The organism is Pseudokineococcus marinus (assembly GCF_013004605.1).
Lineage (GTDB): Bacteria > Actinomycetota > Actinomycetes > Actinomycetales > Quadrisphaeraceae > Pseudokineococcus > Pseudokineococcus marinus.
The window spans coordinates 1-16,102 of the sequence record NZ_JABEMA010000040.1 but is presented as its reverse complement, the minus strand read 5'-3'; the positions used below and the strand labels follow the sequence as shown (position 1 = coordinate 16,102).

At 75.0% G+C, this 16,102-nt stretch carries 18 protein-coding genes; 2 read left to right on the top strand and 16 right to left on the bottom strand.

Annotated elements, in window-relative coordinates:
• Nucleotides 1-69: 69 nt before the first annotated feature.
• Nucleotides 70-399 carry a DMT family transporter gene (locus HLB09_RS19155; protein ID WP_171202281.1) on the bottom strand — a complete coding sequence of 110 codons (330 nt, stop codon included), beginning with the start codon at nt 397-399 and terminating at the stop codon, nt 70-72.
• Between the two features lie 159 nt (nt 400-558).
• On the opposite strand from HLB09_RS19155, the gene HLB09_RS04875 reads away from it, so the two are divergent.
• Nucleotides 559-879, top strand: coding sequence for a hypothetical protein (locus HLB09_RS04875; RefSeq protein ID WP_171202280.1), 321 nt, complete (start codon nt 559-561; stop codon nt 877-879).
• Between the two features lie 45 nt (nt 880-924).
• Here HLB09_RS04875 and murA read toward each other — a convergent pair whose 3' ends face one another.
• Nucleotides 925-2,220, bottom strand: a complete 1,296-nt coding sequence (gene murA / locus HLB09_RS04870; protein ID WP_171202279.1) for a UDP-N-acetylglucosamine 1-carboxyvinyltransferase — start codon at nt 2,218-2,220, stop codon at nt 925-927.
• Nucleotides 2,221-2,309: 89 nt separating this feature from the next.
• Between murA and HLB09_RS04865 the strand changes: the two genes are divergently transcribed.
• The gene (locus tag HLB09_RS04865; RefSeq protein WP_171202278.1) at nt 2,310-3,086 is read left to right on the top strand and encodes a cob(I)yrinic acid a,c-diamide adenosyltransferase; all 777 of its coding nucleotides are present in this window, start codon (nt 2,310-2,312) and stop codon (nt 3,084-3,086) included.
• Nucleotides 3,087-3,314: 228 nt separating this feature from the next.
• On the opposite strand, the gene HLB09_RS04860 is transcribed toward HLB09_RS04865, so the two are convergent.
• The 14 genes from HLB09_RS04860 to HLB09_RS04795 all read right to left on the bottom strand — a co-directional run bounded on the left by HLB09_RS04860 (nt 3,315) and on the right by HLB09_RS04795 (nt 15,987).
• Nucleotides 3,315-5,273 (bottom strand): M13 family metallopeptidase, encoded by a 1,959-nt coding sequence (locus HLB09_RS04860; protein ID WP_171202277.1) that lies wholly within the window; start codon nt 5,271-5,273, stop codon nt 3,315-3,317.
• 82 nt (nt 5,274-5,355) lie between these two features.
• Nucleotides 5,356-5,787: a DUF2550 domain-containing protein gene (locus HLB09_RS04855; protein WP_212770563.1), complete on the bottom strand. Its 432-nt coding sequence runs from the start codon at nt 5,785-5,787 to the stop codon at nt 5,356-5,358.
• A 19-nt stretch (nt 5,788-5,806) separates the two neighbouring features.
• Complete coding sequence (locus tag HLB09_RS04850; RefSeq protein ID WP_171202276.1) at nt 5,807-6,091, bottom strand: F0F1 ATP synthase subunit epsilon; 285 nt, start codon at nt 6,089-6,091, stop codon at nt 5,807-5,809.
• Nucleotides 6,091-7,554, bottom strand: coding sequence for a F0F1 ATP synthase subunit beta (gene atpD, locus HLB09_RS04845; RefSeq protein ID WP_171202275.1), 1,464 nt, complete (start codon nt 7,552-7,554; stop codon nt 6,091-6,093). Before atpD ends, HLB09_RS04850 begins: the two co-directional genes overlap by 1 nt.
• A 73-nt stretch (nt 7,555-7,627) precedes the next feature.
• Nucleotides 7,628-8,548, bottom strand: coding sequence for a F0F1 ATP synthase subunit gamma (locus tag HLB09_RS04840; protein WP_171202274.1), 921 nt, complete (start codon nt 8,546-8,548; stop codon nt 7,628-7,630).
• Nucleotides 8,549-8,660: 112 nt separating this feature from the next.
• Entirely contained in the window at nt 8,661-10,286 is a 1,626-nt protein-coding gene (gene atpA, locus HLB09_RS04835) for a F0F1 ATP synthase subunit alpha (RefSeq protein WP_171202273.1), read from the bottom strand.
• A gap of 130 nt (nt 10,287-10,416) precedes the next feature.
• Complete coding sequence (locus tag HLB09_RS04830) at nt 10,417-11,238, bottom strand: F0F1 ATP synthase subunit delta (protein ID WP_171202272.1); 822 nt, start codon at nt 11,236-11,238, stop codon at nt 10,417-10,419.
• Nucleotides 11,238-11,840 (bottom strand): F0F1 ATP synthase subunit B, encoded by a 603-nt coding sequence (locus tag HLB09_RS04825; protein WP_322790034.1) that lies wholly within the window; start codon nt 11,838-11,840, stop codon nt 11,238-11,240. Before HLB09_RS04825 ends, HLB09_RS04830 begins: the two co-directional genes overlap by 1 nt.
• Nucleotides 11,841-11,886: 46 nt before the next feature.
• Nucleotides 11,887-12,099, bottom strand: coding sequence for an ATP synthase F0 subunit C (atpE, locus tag HLB09_RS04820; RefSeq protein WP_171202271.1), 213 nt, complete (start codon nt 12,097-12,099; stop codon nt 11,887-11,889).
• Between the two features lie 131 nt (nt 12,100-12,230).
• Nucleotides 12,231-13,034 (bottom strand): F0F1 ATP synthase subunit A, encoded by an 804-nt coding sequence (gene atpB / locus HLB09_RS04815; RefSeq protein ID WP_322790033.1) that lies wholly within the window; start codon nt 13,032-13,034, stop codon nt 12,231-12,233.
• Nucleotides 13,031-13,417, bottom strand: a complete 387-nt coding sequence (locus tag HLB09_RS04810) for an AtpZ/AtpI family protein (protein WP_171202268.1) — start codon at nt 13,415-13,417, stop codon at nt 13,031-13,033. The genes atpB and HLB09_RS04810 overlap by 4 nt, the downstream gene beginning before the upstream one ends.
• Nucleotides 13,418-13,449: 32 nt before the next feature.
• Nucleotides 13,450-13,941 carry a hypothetical protein gene (locus tag HLB09_RS04805; protein WP_171202270.1) on the bottom strand — a complete coding sequence of 164 codons (492 nt, stop codon included), beginning with the start codon at nt 13,939-13,941 and terminating at the stop codon, nt 13,450-13,452.
• A gap of 121 nt (nt 13,942-14,062) precedes the next feature.
• Nucleotides 14,063-15,193: a glycosyltransferase family 4 protein gene (locus HLB09_RS04800; RefSeq protein WP_171202269.1), complete on the bottom strand. Its 1,131-nt coding sequence runs from the start codon at nt 15,191-15,193 to the stop codon at nt 14,063-14,065.
• Nucleotides 15,190-15,987 carry an L-threonylcarbamoyladenylate synthase gene (locus HLB09_RS04795; protein WP_212770562.1) on the bottom strand — a complete coding sequence of 266 codons (798 nt, stop codon included), beginning with the start codon at nt 15,985-15,987 and terminating at the stop codon, nt 15,190-15,192. The genes HLB09_RS04800 and HLB09_RS04795 overlap by 4 nt, the downstream gene beginning before the upstream one ends.
• Between the last annotated feature and the right edge of the window lie 115 nt (nt 15,988-16,102).

Here is a 16,102-nt window from a genome sequence, read left to right as displayed (position 1 = left end):
CCGCGCGGCGCGCCGCCCCCCGCGGGGCGCCCGACGACGGCCCGGGCCCCTCCCCCGCGGCCGCGGCCATCAGTGCGCCGACCCGCCGGAGGTGAGCTGCAGCCCGACGACCCCGGCGACGACGAGCAGCAGGCTGAGGAGCCGGCCGGTCGTCACCGGGTCGCCGAGCACCGCCATGCCGACGACCGCCGTCCCCACCGCGCCGATGCCCACCCAAACCGCGTAGGCGGTGCCGACCGGCAGGTCCGCCAGGGCGCGGGAGAGCAGCGTGAAGCTCCCGACCGCGGCCACGACGAAGGTGACGGTCCACACCGGTCGGCTGAAGCCGTCGGAGAGCTTGAGGGCGACGGCGAAGACGGTCTCGAGCAGACCGGCGGCGATGACGAGGACCCAGGCCACGAGGTGCTCCCGACGTCGGGGGCGCCGCTCTCCGGCACCCGGTGGGACGACCGTACCGGAGCATTGGTACGTGCGTACCGGTGCGGTCGCCACGCCGCAGCCGGTCCGTCGCCCGGGGCCGGGTGCGCCGTCGCCCCACCGGGGGCGCACACTCGGGGCGTGCCGCAGTGGGGCAGCTACTCCTTCCTCTTCGGCCCCCTCGTCGCCTTCTGCGTCGTGGGGGTCCTCGCGCTGCTGCTCCGGTGGACGTGGGCGCGCGGCTCCTCGCTCGTGCCGGGCCGCGCGCGCAGCGGCGCGCCCACCGACTACGGGCTGCTCGTGCCCGTCGCGGAGCCGGCGACCTTCGTCGAGGCCGAGGTGCTGCGGCAGAAGCTCGAGCGCGAGGGCCTGCGGGCCACGCTCGCCCCGACGACCGACGGCCCGCGCGTGCTCGTCTTCCCCCGCGACCAGGAGGTGGCGCGGGCCATCCTGCGCCGCTGACCCTCTGACCCGCCGACCCGGTGCCGCCCGCCCGGGCGGGCGGGCTCAGTCGACGGGCAGCAGGGCCTCGGCCGGCTCGACGACCTCGCGGCGCACGTCGGCCCCGAGCCCGCGCAGGGCGGCGACGACGTCCTCGTAGCCGCGGTCGACGTGCCCGACGCCGTGGACGGCCGTCGTGCCCTCGGCGCGCAGGGCGGCGACGACGAGGGCCGCCCCGGCGCGGATGTCGCTGGCCTCCACGGGGGCGGCGGACAGCCCCGGACGACCGCGCACGAGCACGTGGTGGCCGTCGACGACGAGGTCGGCGCCGAGGCGCTCGAGCTCGTGGGCGAACCGGAAGCGCGCCTCGAAGAGGTTCTCGGTGACGACGCAGCTGCCGTCCGCGACGGCTGCGAGCGCCAGGGCGAAGGGCTGCAGGTCGGTGGGGAAGCCGGGGTAGGGCAGCGTGGCGACGTCGACCGGCCGGGGGCGGTCCGGGCCCTGGACGAGGATCCCGGTGCCCGTCGGCTCGACCTCGGCGCCGGCCTCGCGGAGCTTGTCGAGGGCCATGACGAGGTGCTCGGGCCGGGCGCCGCGCACGTGCACGCGACCGCCGGTGATGGCCGCGGCGTAGGCCCAGGTGCCGGCGACCACGCGGTCGGGCACGACGGCGTGCTCGGCGGGCGAGAGCGCGTCGACGCCGTCGACGACGAGCTCGGAGCCGCCGCGCCCGCTGATGCGAGCGCCCATCGCGAGGAGGAGGTCGACGAGGTCGTCGATCTCGGGCTCCCGCGCGACCCCGGAGAGCACCGTGCGCCCGCGCGCCAGCACGGCCGCCATGAGGAGGTTCTCGGTGGCGCCCACGCTCGGGAAGGCGAGCGCCACCTCGGCGCCCCGCAGGCCTCCCGCCGGCGCCTCGGTGACGAGGTACCCGTGGTCGACGTGGACGTCGGCGCCCATCGCGCGCAGCCCCTCGACGTGGAGGTCGAGGCCGCGCGAGCCGATGGCGTCGCCCCCGGGGACGGCGACGTCCGCGCGCCCGACGCGGGCCGTCAGCGGGCCGAGCACGCTGATGGACGCGCGCATGGCCCGGACCAGCTCGTAGTCGGCGCGGTGGCCGACCTCGGCGGGCACGTCGATCGCGCAGGTGCGCGCCGCGGCGTCGTGCTCGACGACGCAGCCGAGGCGGCGCAGCAGCTCGGCCATGATCCGGACGTCGACGATGCCGGGGACGTCGCGGAGCACCGTGCGCCCCTCGGCGAGGAGGCTCGCGGCCATGAGCTTGAGGACGCTGTTCTTCGCGCCCGGCACCTCGACCTCCCCCTCGAGGACGGCGCCGCCGGTCACCACGATGCGTTCCACGGCGGGCGAGCCTACGCACCGCCGGCCGCCCCTCCCCCCGCCCACGGGGCGGAGCGGCGCGCTCCCGGGTCCTCTGCGACGCTGCGCGCATGGCGGTGCGGCTGACGAGGATCTGGACCGGGACGGGCGACGACGGCACGACGGGCCTGGGCGACTTCTCGCGGACGTCGAAGACGGACCCGCGGCTGGTGGCCTACGCGGACGTCGACGAGACGGGCGCCGCCCTGGGCCTCGTCCTCGCGGCGCTGCCCGCCACCGCTCCCCCGGCCGCTGCCGTGACGGGCGAGACGGCGTCGGACGGGCCCGGCGAGCAGGAGCCGGGCGAGCAGGAGCCGGGCGAGCGGGCGCCGGACGGGGCGGAGCCGCAGGAGCAGGGGCCGTCCGACCCGTCGACCCCGGGACGCGGCGCTGACCCGGGAGCCGTGCTGGAGCGCGTGCGCTCCGTCGTCCGGCGCGTCCAGAACGACCTCTTCGACGTGGGCGCCGACCTGTGCCTGCCGGTGGGCGCGCGCGTGGAGCACACGCCGCTGCGCGTGCAGGAGCCGTGGATCGGCGACCTGGAGCGCGAGATCGACGTGCTCACCGAGGCGCTGCCGCCCCTGACGAGCTTCGTGCTGGCGGGCGGCACGCCCGCCGCCGCGCACCTGCACCTGGCCCGCACGGTCGCCCGCCGCGCGGAGCGCTCGGTGTGGGCGGCGATCGCAGCCCACGGCACGACGGAGGGCGGCGTCAACCCCCTGACGGCCCGCTACCTCAACCGCCTCTCGGACCTGCTCTTCGTCCTGGCCCGCGCCGCCAACTCCCCCGACCTCGGCGGCGACGGCGACGTCCTCTGGCGACCCGGCGGCACCCACACCGACCGCTGAGGGGGCGCGCAGCGCCCCAGACACCCCGACGGGCGACCAGTGCCCAGGCGGTGAGAGGACGGCCGGGCGATCGGGTGACGCCCGGACAGGGGCGGCGCGGGTGGTCGCCGGGCACGTCAGCCGAGCAGCGAGGTCGGGGCGCGAGCCCCGACCGAGCGCGTCGGCAGTGCCCGGCGACCAGCCGCGGCGCCCCGTCCCAGCCGGGGGCACCGACGCCCGGACGTCACCTCACCAGATGCGCACCCGGTCGGCCGGCTCCATCCACATGCCGTCCCCCGGCCCCGTCGCGAAGGCGGTGTGGAACTCGTCGAGGTTGCGGGCCACCTGGTTGCAGCGGAACTCCTCCGGGGAGTGGGGGTCGGTCGCGAGGCGGCGCAGGCGCTCCTCGGGGCGGGCGACGGAGCGCCAGGCGGTGGCCCAGGAGGTGAGGGCGGCGCGGACGTCGTCGGTGGTGGTGTCGCGGCCGTCGGCGGCCTGGGCGAGGCGGAGGGCGACGAGGGCGATGCCGAGGCCGCCGAGGTCACCGATGTTCTCGCCGACGGTGAGGGCGCCGCTGACGGTGCGGCCGGGGGTCTGCTCGGGCTCGAGGACGTCGTACTGGGCGACGAGCCGCTGGGTGAGGGCGTCGAAGGCGGTGCGGTCCTCCTCGGTCCACCAGTCGCGGAGCTGGCCCCGGCCGTCGAAGCGGGAGCCCTGGTCGTCGAAGCCGTGGCCGATCTCGTGGCCGATGACGGCGCCGATGGCGCCGTAGTTGGCGGGGTCGCCGGCGGCGGGGTCGAAGAAGGGCGGCTGGAGGATGGCCGCGGGGAAGACGATCTCGTTCATGCCGGGGTTGAAGTAGGCGTTGACGGTCTGCGGCGTCATGAACCACTCGTCGCGGTCGACGGGGCGGCCGACCTTGGCGAGCTCGCGGTCGGTCTCGTGGGCGCTGACGCGGCGGACGTTGCCGAGGAGGTCGGCGCGGTCGACCTCGAGGCCGTCGTAGCTCTTCCACCGGTCGGGGTAGCCGACCTTGGGGGTGAAGAGCCGGAGCTTCTCGAGGGCGCGGTCGCGGGTCTCCTGCGTCATCCAGGAGAGGCCCGAGATCTCCTGGGCGTAGGCCTCGACGAGCCGGTCGACGAGGAGCTGCACCTGCGCCTTCGCGTCGGGCGGGAAGTGCTCGCGCACGTAGACCTGGCCGACGGCCTCGCCGACGCCGCCCTCGACGAGGGCGACGCCGCGCTTCCAGCGCTCGCGCATCTGCTCGGTGCCGGAGAGCCGGCGGCCGTAGAAGGCGAAGGACTCCTCGACGAAGGCGGCGGGGAGGTAGGGCGCGGCGGCGTGGACGACCCGCCAGGTGAGCCAGGCCCGCCAGGCGGGGAGGCGGTCGGCGACGACGAGGCCGCCGAGCGCCTCGACGAAGGAGGGCTGCGCGACGACGACCTCGTCGAGCAGGGACGCGGGCGCCCCCAGCCCCTCGAGCCAGGCGTCCCACGCCAGACCGGGGGCCAGCGCCTCGAGGCCGGCCCGGTCGACGAGGTTGTACATCTGCTGGACGTCGCGGCGGCGGACGCGGTCCCAGTGGGCGCCGGCCAGCTCGGTCTCGAGCGCGAGCACCTCCTCGGCGTGGCGCTCGGGCTCCTCGACGCCCGCGAGCCGCAGCATCGCGGTGACGTGGGGGCCGTAGGCCGCGAGGACCTCCGCGTGCTGCTTCTCGCGGTAGTAGGCCTCGTCGGGCAGGCCGAGGCCGCCCTGGCCGAGGTAGGGCAGGTACCGGTCCGGGTCGCCGAGGTCGGTGTCGACCGACAGCCCGACGAGGCCGCCGGAGCCCTCGCGGTCCAGCTGCCCGAGCAGCCGCCAGAAGCCCTCGACGTCCTCGACGGCGACCACGCGCGCCAGGGCGTCGGCGAGCGGCGCCGTCCCGGCCGCCTCGACGGCGTCCTCGTCGACGAAGCTGGCGTACAGGTCGCCCACGAGGCGCTCCTCGGCGCCCGAGCCCCCGCCCGCCGCGGCGCGCTCGCAGATGGCGCGGACCGCGGCCTCGGCGTCGTCGCGCAGGTCGACGAAGACGCCGGCCACCGACCGGTCGGGGGCGATGCGGGCACTCTCCAGCCAGTCGCCGTTGACGGCGCGGAAGAGGTCGTCCTGCGGGCGGGGGTGGCCCGCCGGTGCGGGCGTCGACGGAGCGCCCGTGTCGGTCGTCGTCATGCTCGCGACCCTACGCGCGGGGCCCGACAGCCGCCCTGCGCCGCCGGCCGCGCTCCCCCGGCCGGCTCGCCCCGGGCCGCCCTCAGGCGACGTCGGCGCGGTACCCGGGGGGCGAGCTCTCGAGCCAGGAGGCGAAGCCGGTGTAGGCCTCCTCGCTCATGGCGAGCTCGAGGCGCTCCTCGCGGTGCCGGCACTCGACGACGACGGCGTCGGGCAGCACGGCGAAGGCCTCGGCGCCCTCGGGGCGGCGGCGGCGCAGGACCTCCATCTCGCGGCGGTCCCAGGTGCGCCCGCCGCCGACGTCCACGCCGAAGACGCGGTACCAGGCCATGTCGTCGCGTCGGAAGCCGGCGACGCCGAGGACCCAGCGCCCGCCGTCGCGGCGCGCGGAGCAGTCGAACGCGCCGAGGCGCCGGGTGATCACCCGGCGCCTCAGCGAGACGAGCAGCACGCCCACGGCCACGAGGACGAGGACGGCGAGGGCGAGCTCGAGCGGCAGCAGCACCGAGTCCACGCCGCCGCCCGCCCCGTCCTCAGCGGCTGGCGGAGCCCGCGGCTCCCTCGAGGTCGACGTCCTCGGCCACGACGACGGCGCGGTCGTGGTCGACGGACAGGAAGCCACCGCCGATGCGGACCCTCATCGATTCGCCCGCCGTGGCCTCGATGCGGACCTCGCCGTCGGCGAGCACGGCGAGGATCGGCTCGTGGCCCGGCAGGACGCCGATCTCGCCCTCGACGGTGCGCACGCTCAGGCGCGAGGCGCCTCCCGCCCAGACCTGGCGCTCGGCGGAGACGAGCTCGACGTGGAGGTCGGCCATCAGGCGCCGGTCTCCTTCTGGATGCGGTCCCAGTTGCGCTCGACGTCCTCGATGCCGCCGACGTTGAAGAACGCCTGCTCGGCCACCTGGTCGTACTTGCCCTCGGTGATCCGCTTGAAGGACTCGACCGTCTCGTCCAGCGGCACCGTGGAGCCCTCGACGCCCGTGAACTTCTCCGCCATGTAGGTGTTCTGGGAGAGGAACTGCTGGATGCGGCGGGCGCGGTTGACGATGACCTTGTCGTCCTCGGAGAGCTCGTCGACGCCGAGGATGGCGATGATGTCCTGCAGCTCCTTGTTGCGCTGGAGGATCTGCTTGACCGCGGTCGCCGTCTCGTAGTGCTCGCGCGAGATGTACTGCGGGTCGAGGATCCGCGACGTCGAGGTCAGCGGGTCGATGGCCGGGTACAGGCCGCGCGAGGCGATCTCGCGGGACAGCTCCGTCGTCGCGTCGAGGTGCGCGAACGTCGTGGCCGGGGCCGGGTCGGTGTAGTCGTCGGCCGGCACGTAGATCGCCTGCAGCGAGGTGATCGAGTGGCCCCGCGTGGAGGTGATGCGCTCCTGGAGCACGCCCATCTCGTCGGCGAGGTTCGGCTGGTAGCCGACCGCCGAGGGCATGCGGCCCAGGAGGGTCGACACCTCGGAGCCCGCCTGGGTGAAGCGGAAGATGTTGTCGATGAAGAGCAGGACGTCCTGGTTCTGCACGTCGCGGAAGTACTCCGCCATCGTCAGCGCGGACAGGGCGACGCGCAGGCGGGTGCCCGGCGGCTCGTCCATCTGGCCGAAGACGAGGGCCGTCTTGTCGAAGACGCCGGCCTCGGCCATCTCCCCGATGAGGTCGTTGCCCTCGCGGGTCCGCTCGCCGACCCCGGCGAAGACCGACACACCGCCGTGGTTCTGGGCGACGCGCTGGATCATCTCCTGGATGAGGACGGTCTTGCCGACCCCCGCACCGCCGAAGAGGCCGATCTTCCCGCCCTGCACGTAGGGGGTGAGGAGGTCGATCGACTTGATGCCCGTCTCGAACATCTGCGTCTTCGACTCGAGCTGGTCGAAGGCGGGCGCCTGGCGGTGGATCGGCCAGCGCTCGGTGATCTCGAGGCGCTCGCCCTCCTCGAGGTTGAGGACGTTGCCCGTGACGTCGAAGACGTGGCCGAGGGTGACGTCGCCGACCGGCACCGTGATGGGGCTGCCGGTGTCCTGCACCTCCGTGCCGCGGACCAGGCCGTCGGAGGGCTTGAGCGCGATGGCGCGCACGAGCCCGTCACCGAGGTGCTGGGCCACCTCGAGCGTCATGGACGTCTGCGTGCCCATGAGGTCGTAGGAGATCGTCAGGGCGTTGTTGATCTCGGGGACGCCGTCCGGGGGGAACTCGACGTCGACGACGGGCCCGATGACGCGGCTGACGCGCCCGGTGGCGGCCGCGCCGCTCGTGGACGGGGTCTCGGTGGCGGTGGCGGTCATGTGCGGTGCTCTCCTTCGGCCGTGCCGGTGGCGCCCGGGGGGCCGGGCGGATGCGGGTGCTGGGGGCGGGGCGTCACGAGCTGGAGGACGCGGCCAGCGCGTCGGCGCCGCCCACGATCTCCGTGATCTCCTGGGTGATCTCCGCCTGCCGGGCCTGGTTGGCGAGGCGCGTGTACATCTTCACGAGGTCCTCGGCGTTGTCGCCGGCCGTCTTCATGGCGCGCTGGCGGGCCGCGTGCTCGCTGGCCGCGGCCTGCAGCAGCGCGTTGTGCAGGCGGCTCGTGATGTAGCGGGGCAGGAGGGCGTCGAGCACCTGCTCCCCCGACGGCTCGAACTCGTAGAGCGGCAGGAGCTCGTCCGAGCTCGGCGGCTCCACCCCCTCGACGACCTCCAGCGGGAGCAGGCGGTTCACCTGCGGCGTCTGGGTCACCATGCTGACGAAGGCCGTGGAGACGACGTGGATCTCGTCGACGCCGGGCTCGCCCCCGTCCTCCGGCTGCGAGCTGCGGACGAACTGCTCGACGAGCTCCTCGCCGATCTGGCGGGCGTCGTCGTACGTCGGAGACTCGGAGAAGCCGCTCCACTGCCCCGCGAGGTCGCGCCGACGGAACCGGTAGTAGGCCACGCCCTTGCGCCCCACGACGTAGAGGACGGGCTCGCGGCCCTCCTCGCGCAGCCGCGCGACGAGGCGCTCCGCCTCGCGCAGCACGCTCGCCGAGTAGGCCCCCGCCATGCCGCGGTCGCTCGTCACGACGACGACGGCGGAGCGGCGCACCTCGGCGCGCTCGGTCGTCAGCGGGTGGTCGGCGTCGGAGTAGGTCGCCACCGCCGACACCGCCCGCGTGATGGCCCGGGCGTACGGGGTCGACGCCGTCACCGCCTGCCGCGCCCGCGCGATGCGGGACGTGGCGATGAGCTCCATGGCGCGGAAGATCTGCTGCATCGACTTCGTCGACCCGATCCGCTGCTTGTAGACCCTCTGCTGGCCTGCCACGGTCCTGCTCCTCCTGCGTGGTGGGTGGTGCCCGTCCCGGCGTCGCGCGCGGCGCCCCGGGGCGGACGGGCCGTCCCCGGCGGCCCCTCACGGGGCCGCCGGGAGGCGCGCCTCAGCGCTTCTGGCGGACGATCTGCTCCTGCGACTCCTCGTCGGCGTCGCTCGCCTCGACGTCCTCGGCCTCGACGGGCGCGTCCGACGTCGGGCGGAAGCCCTTCTTGAAGTCGCGGACCTGGCGCTCGAGCTCGTCCGTCGTGTCGTCCTCGAGCCGGCCCGTCTCGCGAATGGTGCGCAGCACGTCCCCGCCGCGCAGCATCTCGAGCACCTCGGACTCGAAGCGGCGCACGTCCTCCACCGGGACGTCGTCCAGCACGCCCTTGGTGCCCATCCAGATGGACACGGCCTCCTCCTCGAAGGGGTACGGGGAGAACTGGGGCTGCTTGAGCAGCTCCATGAGGCGCTGGCCGCGGCCCAGCTGCTGCCGGGACGCCGCGTCGAGGTCCGAGGCGAACATCGCGAAGGCCTCGAGGGAGCGGAACTGCGCCAGGTCGATCTTCAGCGTGCCGGAGACCTTCTTCACGGCCTTGGTCTGGGCGTCGCCGCCGACCCGGCTCACCGAGACGCCGACGTTGACCGCCGGGCGCTGGTTGGCGTTGAAGAGGTCCGACTCCAGGAAGATCTGGCCGTCGGTGATGGAGATGACGTTGGTGGGGATGAACGCCGAGACGTCGTTGCCCTTGGTCTCGATGATCGGAAGGCCGGTCATCGAGCCGCCGCCCATCTCGTCGCTGAGCTTCGCGCAGCGCTCGAGCAGCCGGGAGTGCAGGTAGAAGACGTCGCCCGGGTAGGCCTCGCGGCCCGGCGGTCGGCGCAGCAGCAGCGAGACGGCGCGGTAGGCGTCGGCCTGCTTGGACAGGTCGTCGAAGACGATGAGGACGTGCTTGCCCGCGTACATCCAGTGCTGGCCGATGGCCGAGCCGGTGTAGGGGGCGATGTACTTGAAGCCCGCCGGGTCGGAGGCCGGGGCCGCGACGATCGTCGTGTACTCCATGGCGCCGGCGGCCTCGAGCGAGCCGCGCACCGCCTGGATGGTCGAGCCCTTCTGGCCGATGGCGACGTAGACGCAGCGGACCTGCTTGGTCGGGTCGCCCGACTCCCAGTTGGCGCGCTGGTTGATGATCGTGTCGAGCGCCACCGCGGACTTCCCGGTCTGGCGGTCGCCGATGATGAGCTGGCGCTGGCCGCGGCCGATCGGCGTCATGGCGTCGATGGCCTTGATCCCCGTCTGCAGGGGCTCGTGCACCGACTTGCGCTGGACGACCGTGGGCGCCTGGAGCTCGAGCGCGCGACGGGTCTCCGCCTCGATCTCGCCCTGGCCGTCGATCGGGTTGCCCAGCGGGTCGACGACGCGACCGAGGTAGGCGTCGCCCACCGGCACCGAGAGGACCTCGCGCGTGCGGTGCACGGCCTGGCCCTCCTCGATGCCGCTGAAGTCGCCGAGGATGACGACGCCGATCTCGCGGACGTCGAGGTTGAGCGCCAGGCCGAGGGTGCCGTCCTCGAAGCGCAGCAGCTCGTTGGCCATCGCGCTGGGCAGGCCCTCGACGCGGGCGATGCCGTCCGCGGTCTCGGTGACGCGCCCGACCTCCTCGCGGTCGACGCCGGAGGGGTCGAAGGACTGGACGAAGGAGTCCAGCGCGTCGCGGATCTCCTCGGGCCGGATCGTCAGCTCCGCCATGGGGGTGCTCCTTCTCGTGTGGCTCGGGTCGCTCGGGCCGCCGCAGCGGCTGGTGCTCGGCGCGGCGCCGGCGGCCCCGCGGGTGCTGCTCGTGGTGCTGGTGCTGCTGGTCCCCCGATCGTCCCCCGCCTCAGCGGGCGAGGCGACGCCGGGTCTCGTCGAGGCGCGAGGAGACGGTGCTGTCGACGAGCTCGCCGCCCACCTCGAGGCGGACGCCGCCGACGACGCCCGGGTCCACGGCCGAGTCGACGTGGACCGCCCGGCCGTACTGGCGGCTGAGGAGGTCGACCAGCCGCTGGCGCTGGTCGTCGCGCAGCGGGACGGCGGTCGTGACGAGCGCCACGACGCGTCGGCGCCACTCGGCCGCCAGCTCCCCGTAGTGCGAGAGCGCGCGCTCGGGCGTCAGCCCGCGCGAGCGGACGGCGGCCCGGCGCACCAGCAGGAGGGTGCCCGGCGCGACCTTGTCGCCGAGGAGGCGCTCGAGGAGGCCGGTCCGCGCGTCGTCCGGCGCGTAGCGGTCGGCGACCGCCGCCCGCAGCGCGCGGTCGCCGGAGAGCAGCCGCTCGACGCGGAACAGCTCCTCCTCGACGCGGTCGACACCGTCACCGGAGTCGTCGGCCTGCGAGGCCCCCGACACGGTGGCGAGGACGGCGAGCTGCTCGACGGCGTCGGGCAGGTCGCGCGACGCCGACCAGCGGCCGCCGACGAGCCGGCGGACGACGTCCATCGCCTCGTCGCCGACCCGGCCGGCGAGGAGCCGCTCGGCGAGCGCCGTGCGGTCCGACGCCTCGCGCGCCGGGTCCGTCAGCGCCCGCCGGAGCGGGCCCGAGGAGTCGAGCACGTCGACGACGCCGAACAGCTGCTCGCCGAGGTCGGTGCCCCGCGCGCCCTCCAGCACCGGGCGGACGTCGTCGGTGACCGCACCGAGCGAGGTGCGGCTCGCCCCGCGCATCAGGAGTCCTGGCCGCTGCGCGCGGCGGCGTGGGCGCCGCCGGCGTGCTCGCCGCGCTCGAGGTCCTCGAGGAAGCGGTCGACGACGCGCGACTGGCGCGCCTCGTCGTGCAGGGACTCCCCGACGATGCGCGAGGCGAGCTCGGTGGCCAGGCCGCCGACCTCGGTGCGCAGCGAGAGGGCGGCCTGCTGGCGCTCGGAGGCGATCTGGCGCTGGGCCGACTCCGTGACGCGCTGCGCCTCGGCCTCGGCCCGCTGGCGCATCTCCTCGAGGATCTGCGCGCCCTGGGCGCGCGCCTCCTCGCGGATGCGGCCGGCCTCCTCGCGGGCGTCCGCGAGCTGCTGCTTGTACTCGGCGAGGGTGCGCTCGGCCTCCTCCTGAGCCCGCTCGGCCTTCTCGACGCCGCCCTCGATGGCCGCGCGGCGCTCCGCGTAGACCTCCTCGAGGCGCGGCACGACCTTCTTCGCGACGACGAAGAGGACGATCGCGAAGGCGATGATCCCGAAGATCAGCTCCCCGAGGTGCGGGAGGATCGGGTAGAGCGGGTCGCCGGGCGGGTCGGACTCCGCCGTGGCGAGCACCGCGGTGGCGGCGAGGTTCACTGCTCCTCCTGAGCCCGGTGCGGGATGGGTGGCGAGCTGGGCTCGGTCAGTTGCCTGCGAAGACGAACGCCAGGGCGATGCCGAAGATGGCCAGCGCCTCGGCGAGGGCGAAGCCGAGGATGGCGATGCTCTGCAGCATGCCGCGGGCCTCGGGCTGGCGGGCGACGCCGTTGATGTAGGCGGCGAAGATCAGGCCGATCCCGACGCCGGGGCCGATGGCCGACAGGCCGTAGCCGACGATCGCGAGGTCTCCGGTCATGGTCCTCTCCAACTTCCTTCCGTGGTGCCGCGACGCGGTGTGCGCCCGGGTGGTCCGTGGTGGTGCGGTGGTGCTGCTGGCGGTGGGGCTCTCCAGCGGGTGGTGCGGTCTGTGGGGCGCGCGGGGCGCGCTCAGTGCTCCTCGGCGTAGGCGTCCGCGATGTACGTCGCGGACAGCAGCACGAAGACGTAGGCCTGCAGGAACTGCACGAGCAGCTCGAACAGCGTCATGAGGAAGGCCATGAGGAAGGTCGGGATCGACACGACCTTCAGCAGCAGCCCGCCGTCGATGAGCATGTACTCGGCGCCGCTGATGAAGAGCACGAGGATGATGTGGCCCGCGAACATGTTGCCGAAGAGCCGCAGGGCCAGGGTCACCGGCCGGGTCACGAAGTAGGTGACGACCTCGAGCAGGAAGACGACCGGCACGATCCAGGCGGGCAGCCCGCTCGGCACGAGGCCCTTGAGGTAGCCGCCGACGCCCTTCCGCGAGATCCCGACCGCGTGGTAGACGACGTAGACCAGCAGCGCCAGGACGATGGGGAAGGCGATGCGCCCCATCGTCGGGTACTGGAACGGCGGGAGGGCGCCGAAGAGGTTGTTGACGTAGATGAACGCGAAGAGCGCGAACAGCAGCGGGATGTACCGGCGGAAGTGGTGCTCGCCGATGATGTCGCGCGCCACCGTGTTGCGGACGAGGTTGTAGACGCCCTCGACGGCCATCTGCCCCTTGCCGGGGACGACCGACAGCCGCCGGGTCCCGGCGAGCAGCAGCCCGACGACGATGACGACCGAGATGAGGGCGAGGATCGACGGCCGCGTGATCGCGAGCGCGCCCTCGGTGCCGAAGAGCGGCTGCCAGAAGATCTCGGTGCTGGGCGCCTCGAACTCGTGGCTGCCTGATGCGAGCAGAGGGACCTGCAGTGCCGGGCTCACGTCGTCTCCTCCGCGCGGACGTCGTCGTGGGTACGGGGGTGCGAGTGGCTCGAGCGAGCGCGCTGCTCGCCCGCCGGCGGACCGGCGGGGCGCGAGGCGGGCGCGTCGCGCCCGACACCGTAGCGGAACCACACGTACCAGACGGCGAGCACGATGCCGCCGATGATGCCGACCGGCGCCAGGAACGAGGTCCCCAGCAGGCGGTCCAGGCCGAAGCCGATGGCCCCGAAGGTCAGGGGGCCGGCGACGAGGTAGGACGAGGCGCCCCAGACGCCGTCGCGACCGTCGCTCGAGGCCCGCTCGGCGGGGCTCGTGGGGGTCGCGGGGGCCCCGGCGGCACCGGTGGTGCCGGGGGCGGGTCGGCGGCTGTCGTCGTCGGCCATGGTGGGGATGACGCTAGCAGCGCTGCGGCGCGTCACCGACCACTCCCCCCGCCGTCGACGCCCGGCCCGGTGCCCGGCCCGGCGCCCGGGCGCGGCTCGTCCACGACGGGGTGGCGCGCCCGCAGGAAGCCCCGCAGCTCGAACCCGAGCCAGACGGTGGTGACGACGATCGTCGTGAGCCCGAGGGCCGGCCCCGGCAGGTCGGTCAGCCGGGCGAGGAGCACGAAGGCGACCGCGAGGAGCACGACCTTCGCCGTGTAGGTCCCGAGGGCGACGACCATGACGAGCTGCGGCGACGTCCGCGCGGTGCGGCCCAGCACGACGAGCGTGCTGCCGAAGAAGAGGACGACGAGCGCCACCCCGACCAGCGCCGCGACCAGCCCCGCGAGGCCGGAGGTCACGAGCGCCACCACGGCGCACGCGGCGCCGGCGACGAGGGAGGGGACGAGCGCGGCGCGCAGCATCCCGGTGAAGGCCCCGGGCGGCGGGGCGACGGCCCCGGGAGGGCTGCCGTGGGTGCTCAAGACGGGGGCTCCAGCGCGTCGTCCGTGGGCGAGGGCGGGCGCGCCCGCTCGTCCTCGGGCCCGCGGCGGCGGCGGTCCCGGGCGCTCGTGCGCCGGGCTGCTCACCTGGGTCCGGACGGTATCACCAGCCTCCCGGCCCCCCGCTGCCCAGCGTGGCCGCCGCCGGGCTCGGCGGCCGCCGGCGGATGCGGAGCGTCACCACCACGACGACGACGACGGCCGCCCCCCACGCGGGCAGGGCCAGCGGCAGGGGCACGAAGGCGGTCGACACCGCCCCGAAGGAGATGACGGCCGCCCAGGCGTACATGACGCCGACGGCCCGGCCGTGGCTGTGCCCGAGGTCGAGCAGCCGGTGGTGCAGGTGGAGGCGGTCGGGGGTGAAGGGCGACTGCCCCTTGGCGAGGCGGCGCACCACCGCCCACACGAGGTCCAGCAGCGGCAGGAGCAGCACGGCGAGCGGCAGGAGGATCGGCAGGAAGACGGGCACCACCTGCGCCCGCGAGACCACCGTCGGGTCCACCCCCGACGCCGCGACGCCCGACGCGGCGAGCAGCAGCCCGAGGAGCATCGAGCCGGAGTCGCCCATGAAGATGCGTGCGGGGTGGAGGTTGTGGGGCAGGAAGCCCAGGCAGCAGCCGACCAGCGCCGCGACGACGAGCGTGGCGAGGTTCGAGTAGTCCTCCGGGCTCGCGTCCTGGCTCAGCAGGTAGGTGTAGACGAAGAACGCCGACCCGCTGATGAGCATGACGCCCGCGGCCAGCCCGTCCAGCCCGTCGATGAAGTTCACGGCGTTGACGGCGACGAGCACCGCGACGACGGTGAGGGCGAAGAACGTCGGCCCCGAGCCGACCGTGACGCCGAAGACGGGCAGCGACAGCAGCTGGACGCCCTGCCAGGCGAGCAGGGACGCCGCGAGCACCTGCCCGCCCAGCTTGGCGAGGGCGTCCAGGCCCCAGACGTCGTCGGCGACGCCGAGGAGGGAGACGAGGGCGGCGGCCCCGAGGACCGCCCAGGGCCCGCGGGACTCGGCGTAGACGCCGTCGAGGAAGGGCAGCTGGCTGCCCAGCACGACGGCGGCGGCGAGGCCGGCGAGCATCGCCGTCCCCCCGAGGCGCGGCGTCGGCACGCTGTGGACGTCGCGGTCGCGCACCGGCGACATCGCGCCCAGGCGCTCGGCCAGGCGGCGGGCCAGCGGCGTGCACAGGTAGGTGACCGCCGCCGCGGTGACGAGGACGAGGAGGTAGGCCCTCACCGCTCGTCGGCGGAGCCGTCGACCGGGTCGGGGGCCCCGGCGTCCTCCGCCGCCGGGTGCGGCCCGCGCTCCGGCCCGGACGCCGGACCCGGCTGAGGCTCCGACCGGGACTCCGGCTGGGGCTCCGGCTCGGGGCGGCGGGGGGCGCGCACGTCGGGCACCACGCGGCGCAGCTCGGCGAGGCTGACGGCGCCCTCGCGCAGCACCTCGGGGCGGGCCCCGGTGAGGTCGAGGACGGTCGAGGGCACCCCGCCGTCGCGCGCGCCGTCCTCGAGGTAGCAGGCGACGGCGTCGCCCAGCTGGTCGCGGCAGGCGGCGGCGGTCTCCCCCGGCGGGCGCCCCGTGAGGTTGGCGCTGCTCACGGCGAGCGGCCCGCTCTCGGCGAGCAGGGTCCGGGTGAGCTCGTCGTCGGGGACGCGCACGGCCACGGTGCCGCCCGTGTCCCCGAGGTCCCACCGCAGCGACCCCTGCGCCCAGCAGACGAGCGTCAGGCCCCCCGGCCAGAAGGCCTCCGCGAGGTCGTCGACCGAGGAGGACGCGCGGCTCGCGGAGCGCTCGACGAGCGCGTCGACCGAGCGGGCGTCGTGGACGAGCACGGGCGGCGGCATCGAGCGCCCCCGGCCCTTGGCGGCGAGGAGCGCGGCCACCGCGTCGGCGTCGAAGGCGTCCGCCGCCACGCCGTAGACCGTGTCGGTGGGCAGCACGACGAGCTCGCCCCGTCGCAGGGCGTCGACGGCGTGGCGCAGGCCGGCGTCGCGCCCCTCGGGCTCGCGGCAGTCGTGGAGCGTGCTCACGACCGCGCATCGTGGCACGCCCGGGCCGGCCGCTCCCGCAGGCGTGGCCCCCGTGGCCGCGAGGGGCCGCCCGGGGCGCGTCAGCAGGGGTCGGCCGGCGGTGACGCCGCAGGGC

Excerpts from the sequence above, each read along its gene's own strand:
- HLB09_RS04830 (WP_171202272.1), bottom strand. The coding sequence starts at position 11,238 with ATGCGCGGGGCGAGCCGCACCTCGCTCGGTGCGGTCACCGACGACGTC.
- HLB09_RS04850 (WP_171202276.1), bottom strand. The coding sequence starts at position 6,091 with ATGGCCGACCTCCACGTCGAGCTCGTCTCCGCCGAGCGCCAGGTCTGG.
- atpA (WP_171202273.1), bottom strand. The coding sequence starts at position 10,286 with ATGGCGGAGCTGACGATCCGGCCCGAGGAGATCCGCGACGCGCTGGAC.
- HLB09_RS04865 (WP_171202278.1), top strand. The coding sequence starts at position 2,310 with ATGGCGGTGCGGCTGACGAGGATCTGGACCGGGACGGGCGACGACGGC.
- HLB09_RS04810 (WP_171202268.1), bottom strand. The coding sequence starts at position 13,417 with ATGGCCGACGACGACAGCCGCCGACCCGCCCCCGGCACCACCGGTGCC.
- HLB09_RS04860 (WP_171202277.1), bottom strand. The coding sequence starts at position 5,273 with ATGACGACGACCGACACGGGCGCTCCGTCGACGCCCGCACCGGCGGGC.
- atpE (WP_171202271.1), bottom strand. The coding sequence starts at position 12,099 with ATGACCGGAGACCTCGCGATCGTCGGCTACGGCCTGTCGGCCATCGGC.
- atpD (WP_171202275.1), bottom strand. The coding sequence starts at position 7,554 with ATGACCGCCACCGCCACCGAGACCCCGTCCACGAGCGGCGCGGCCGCC.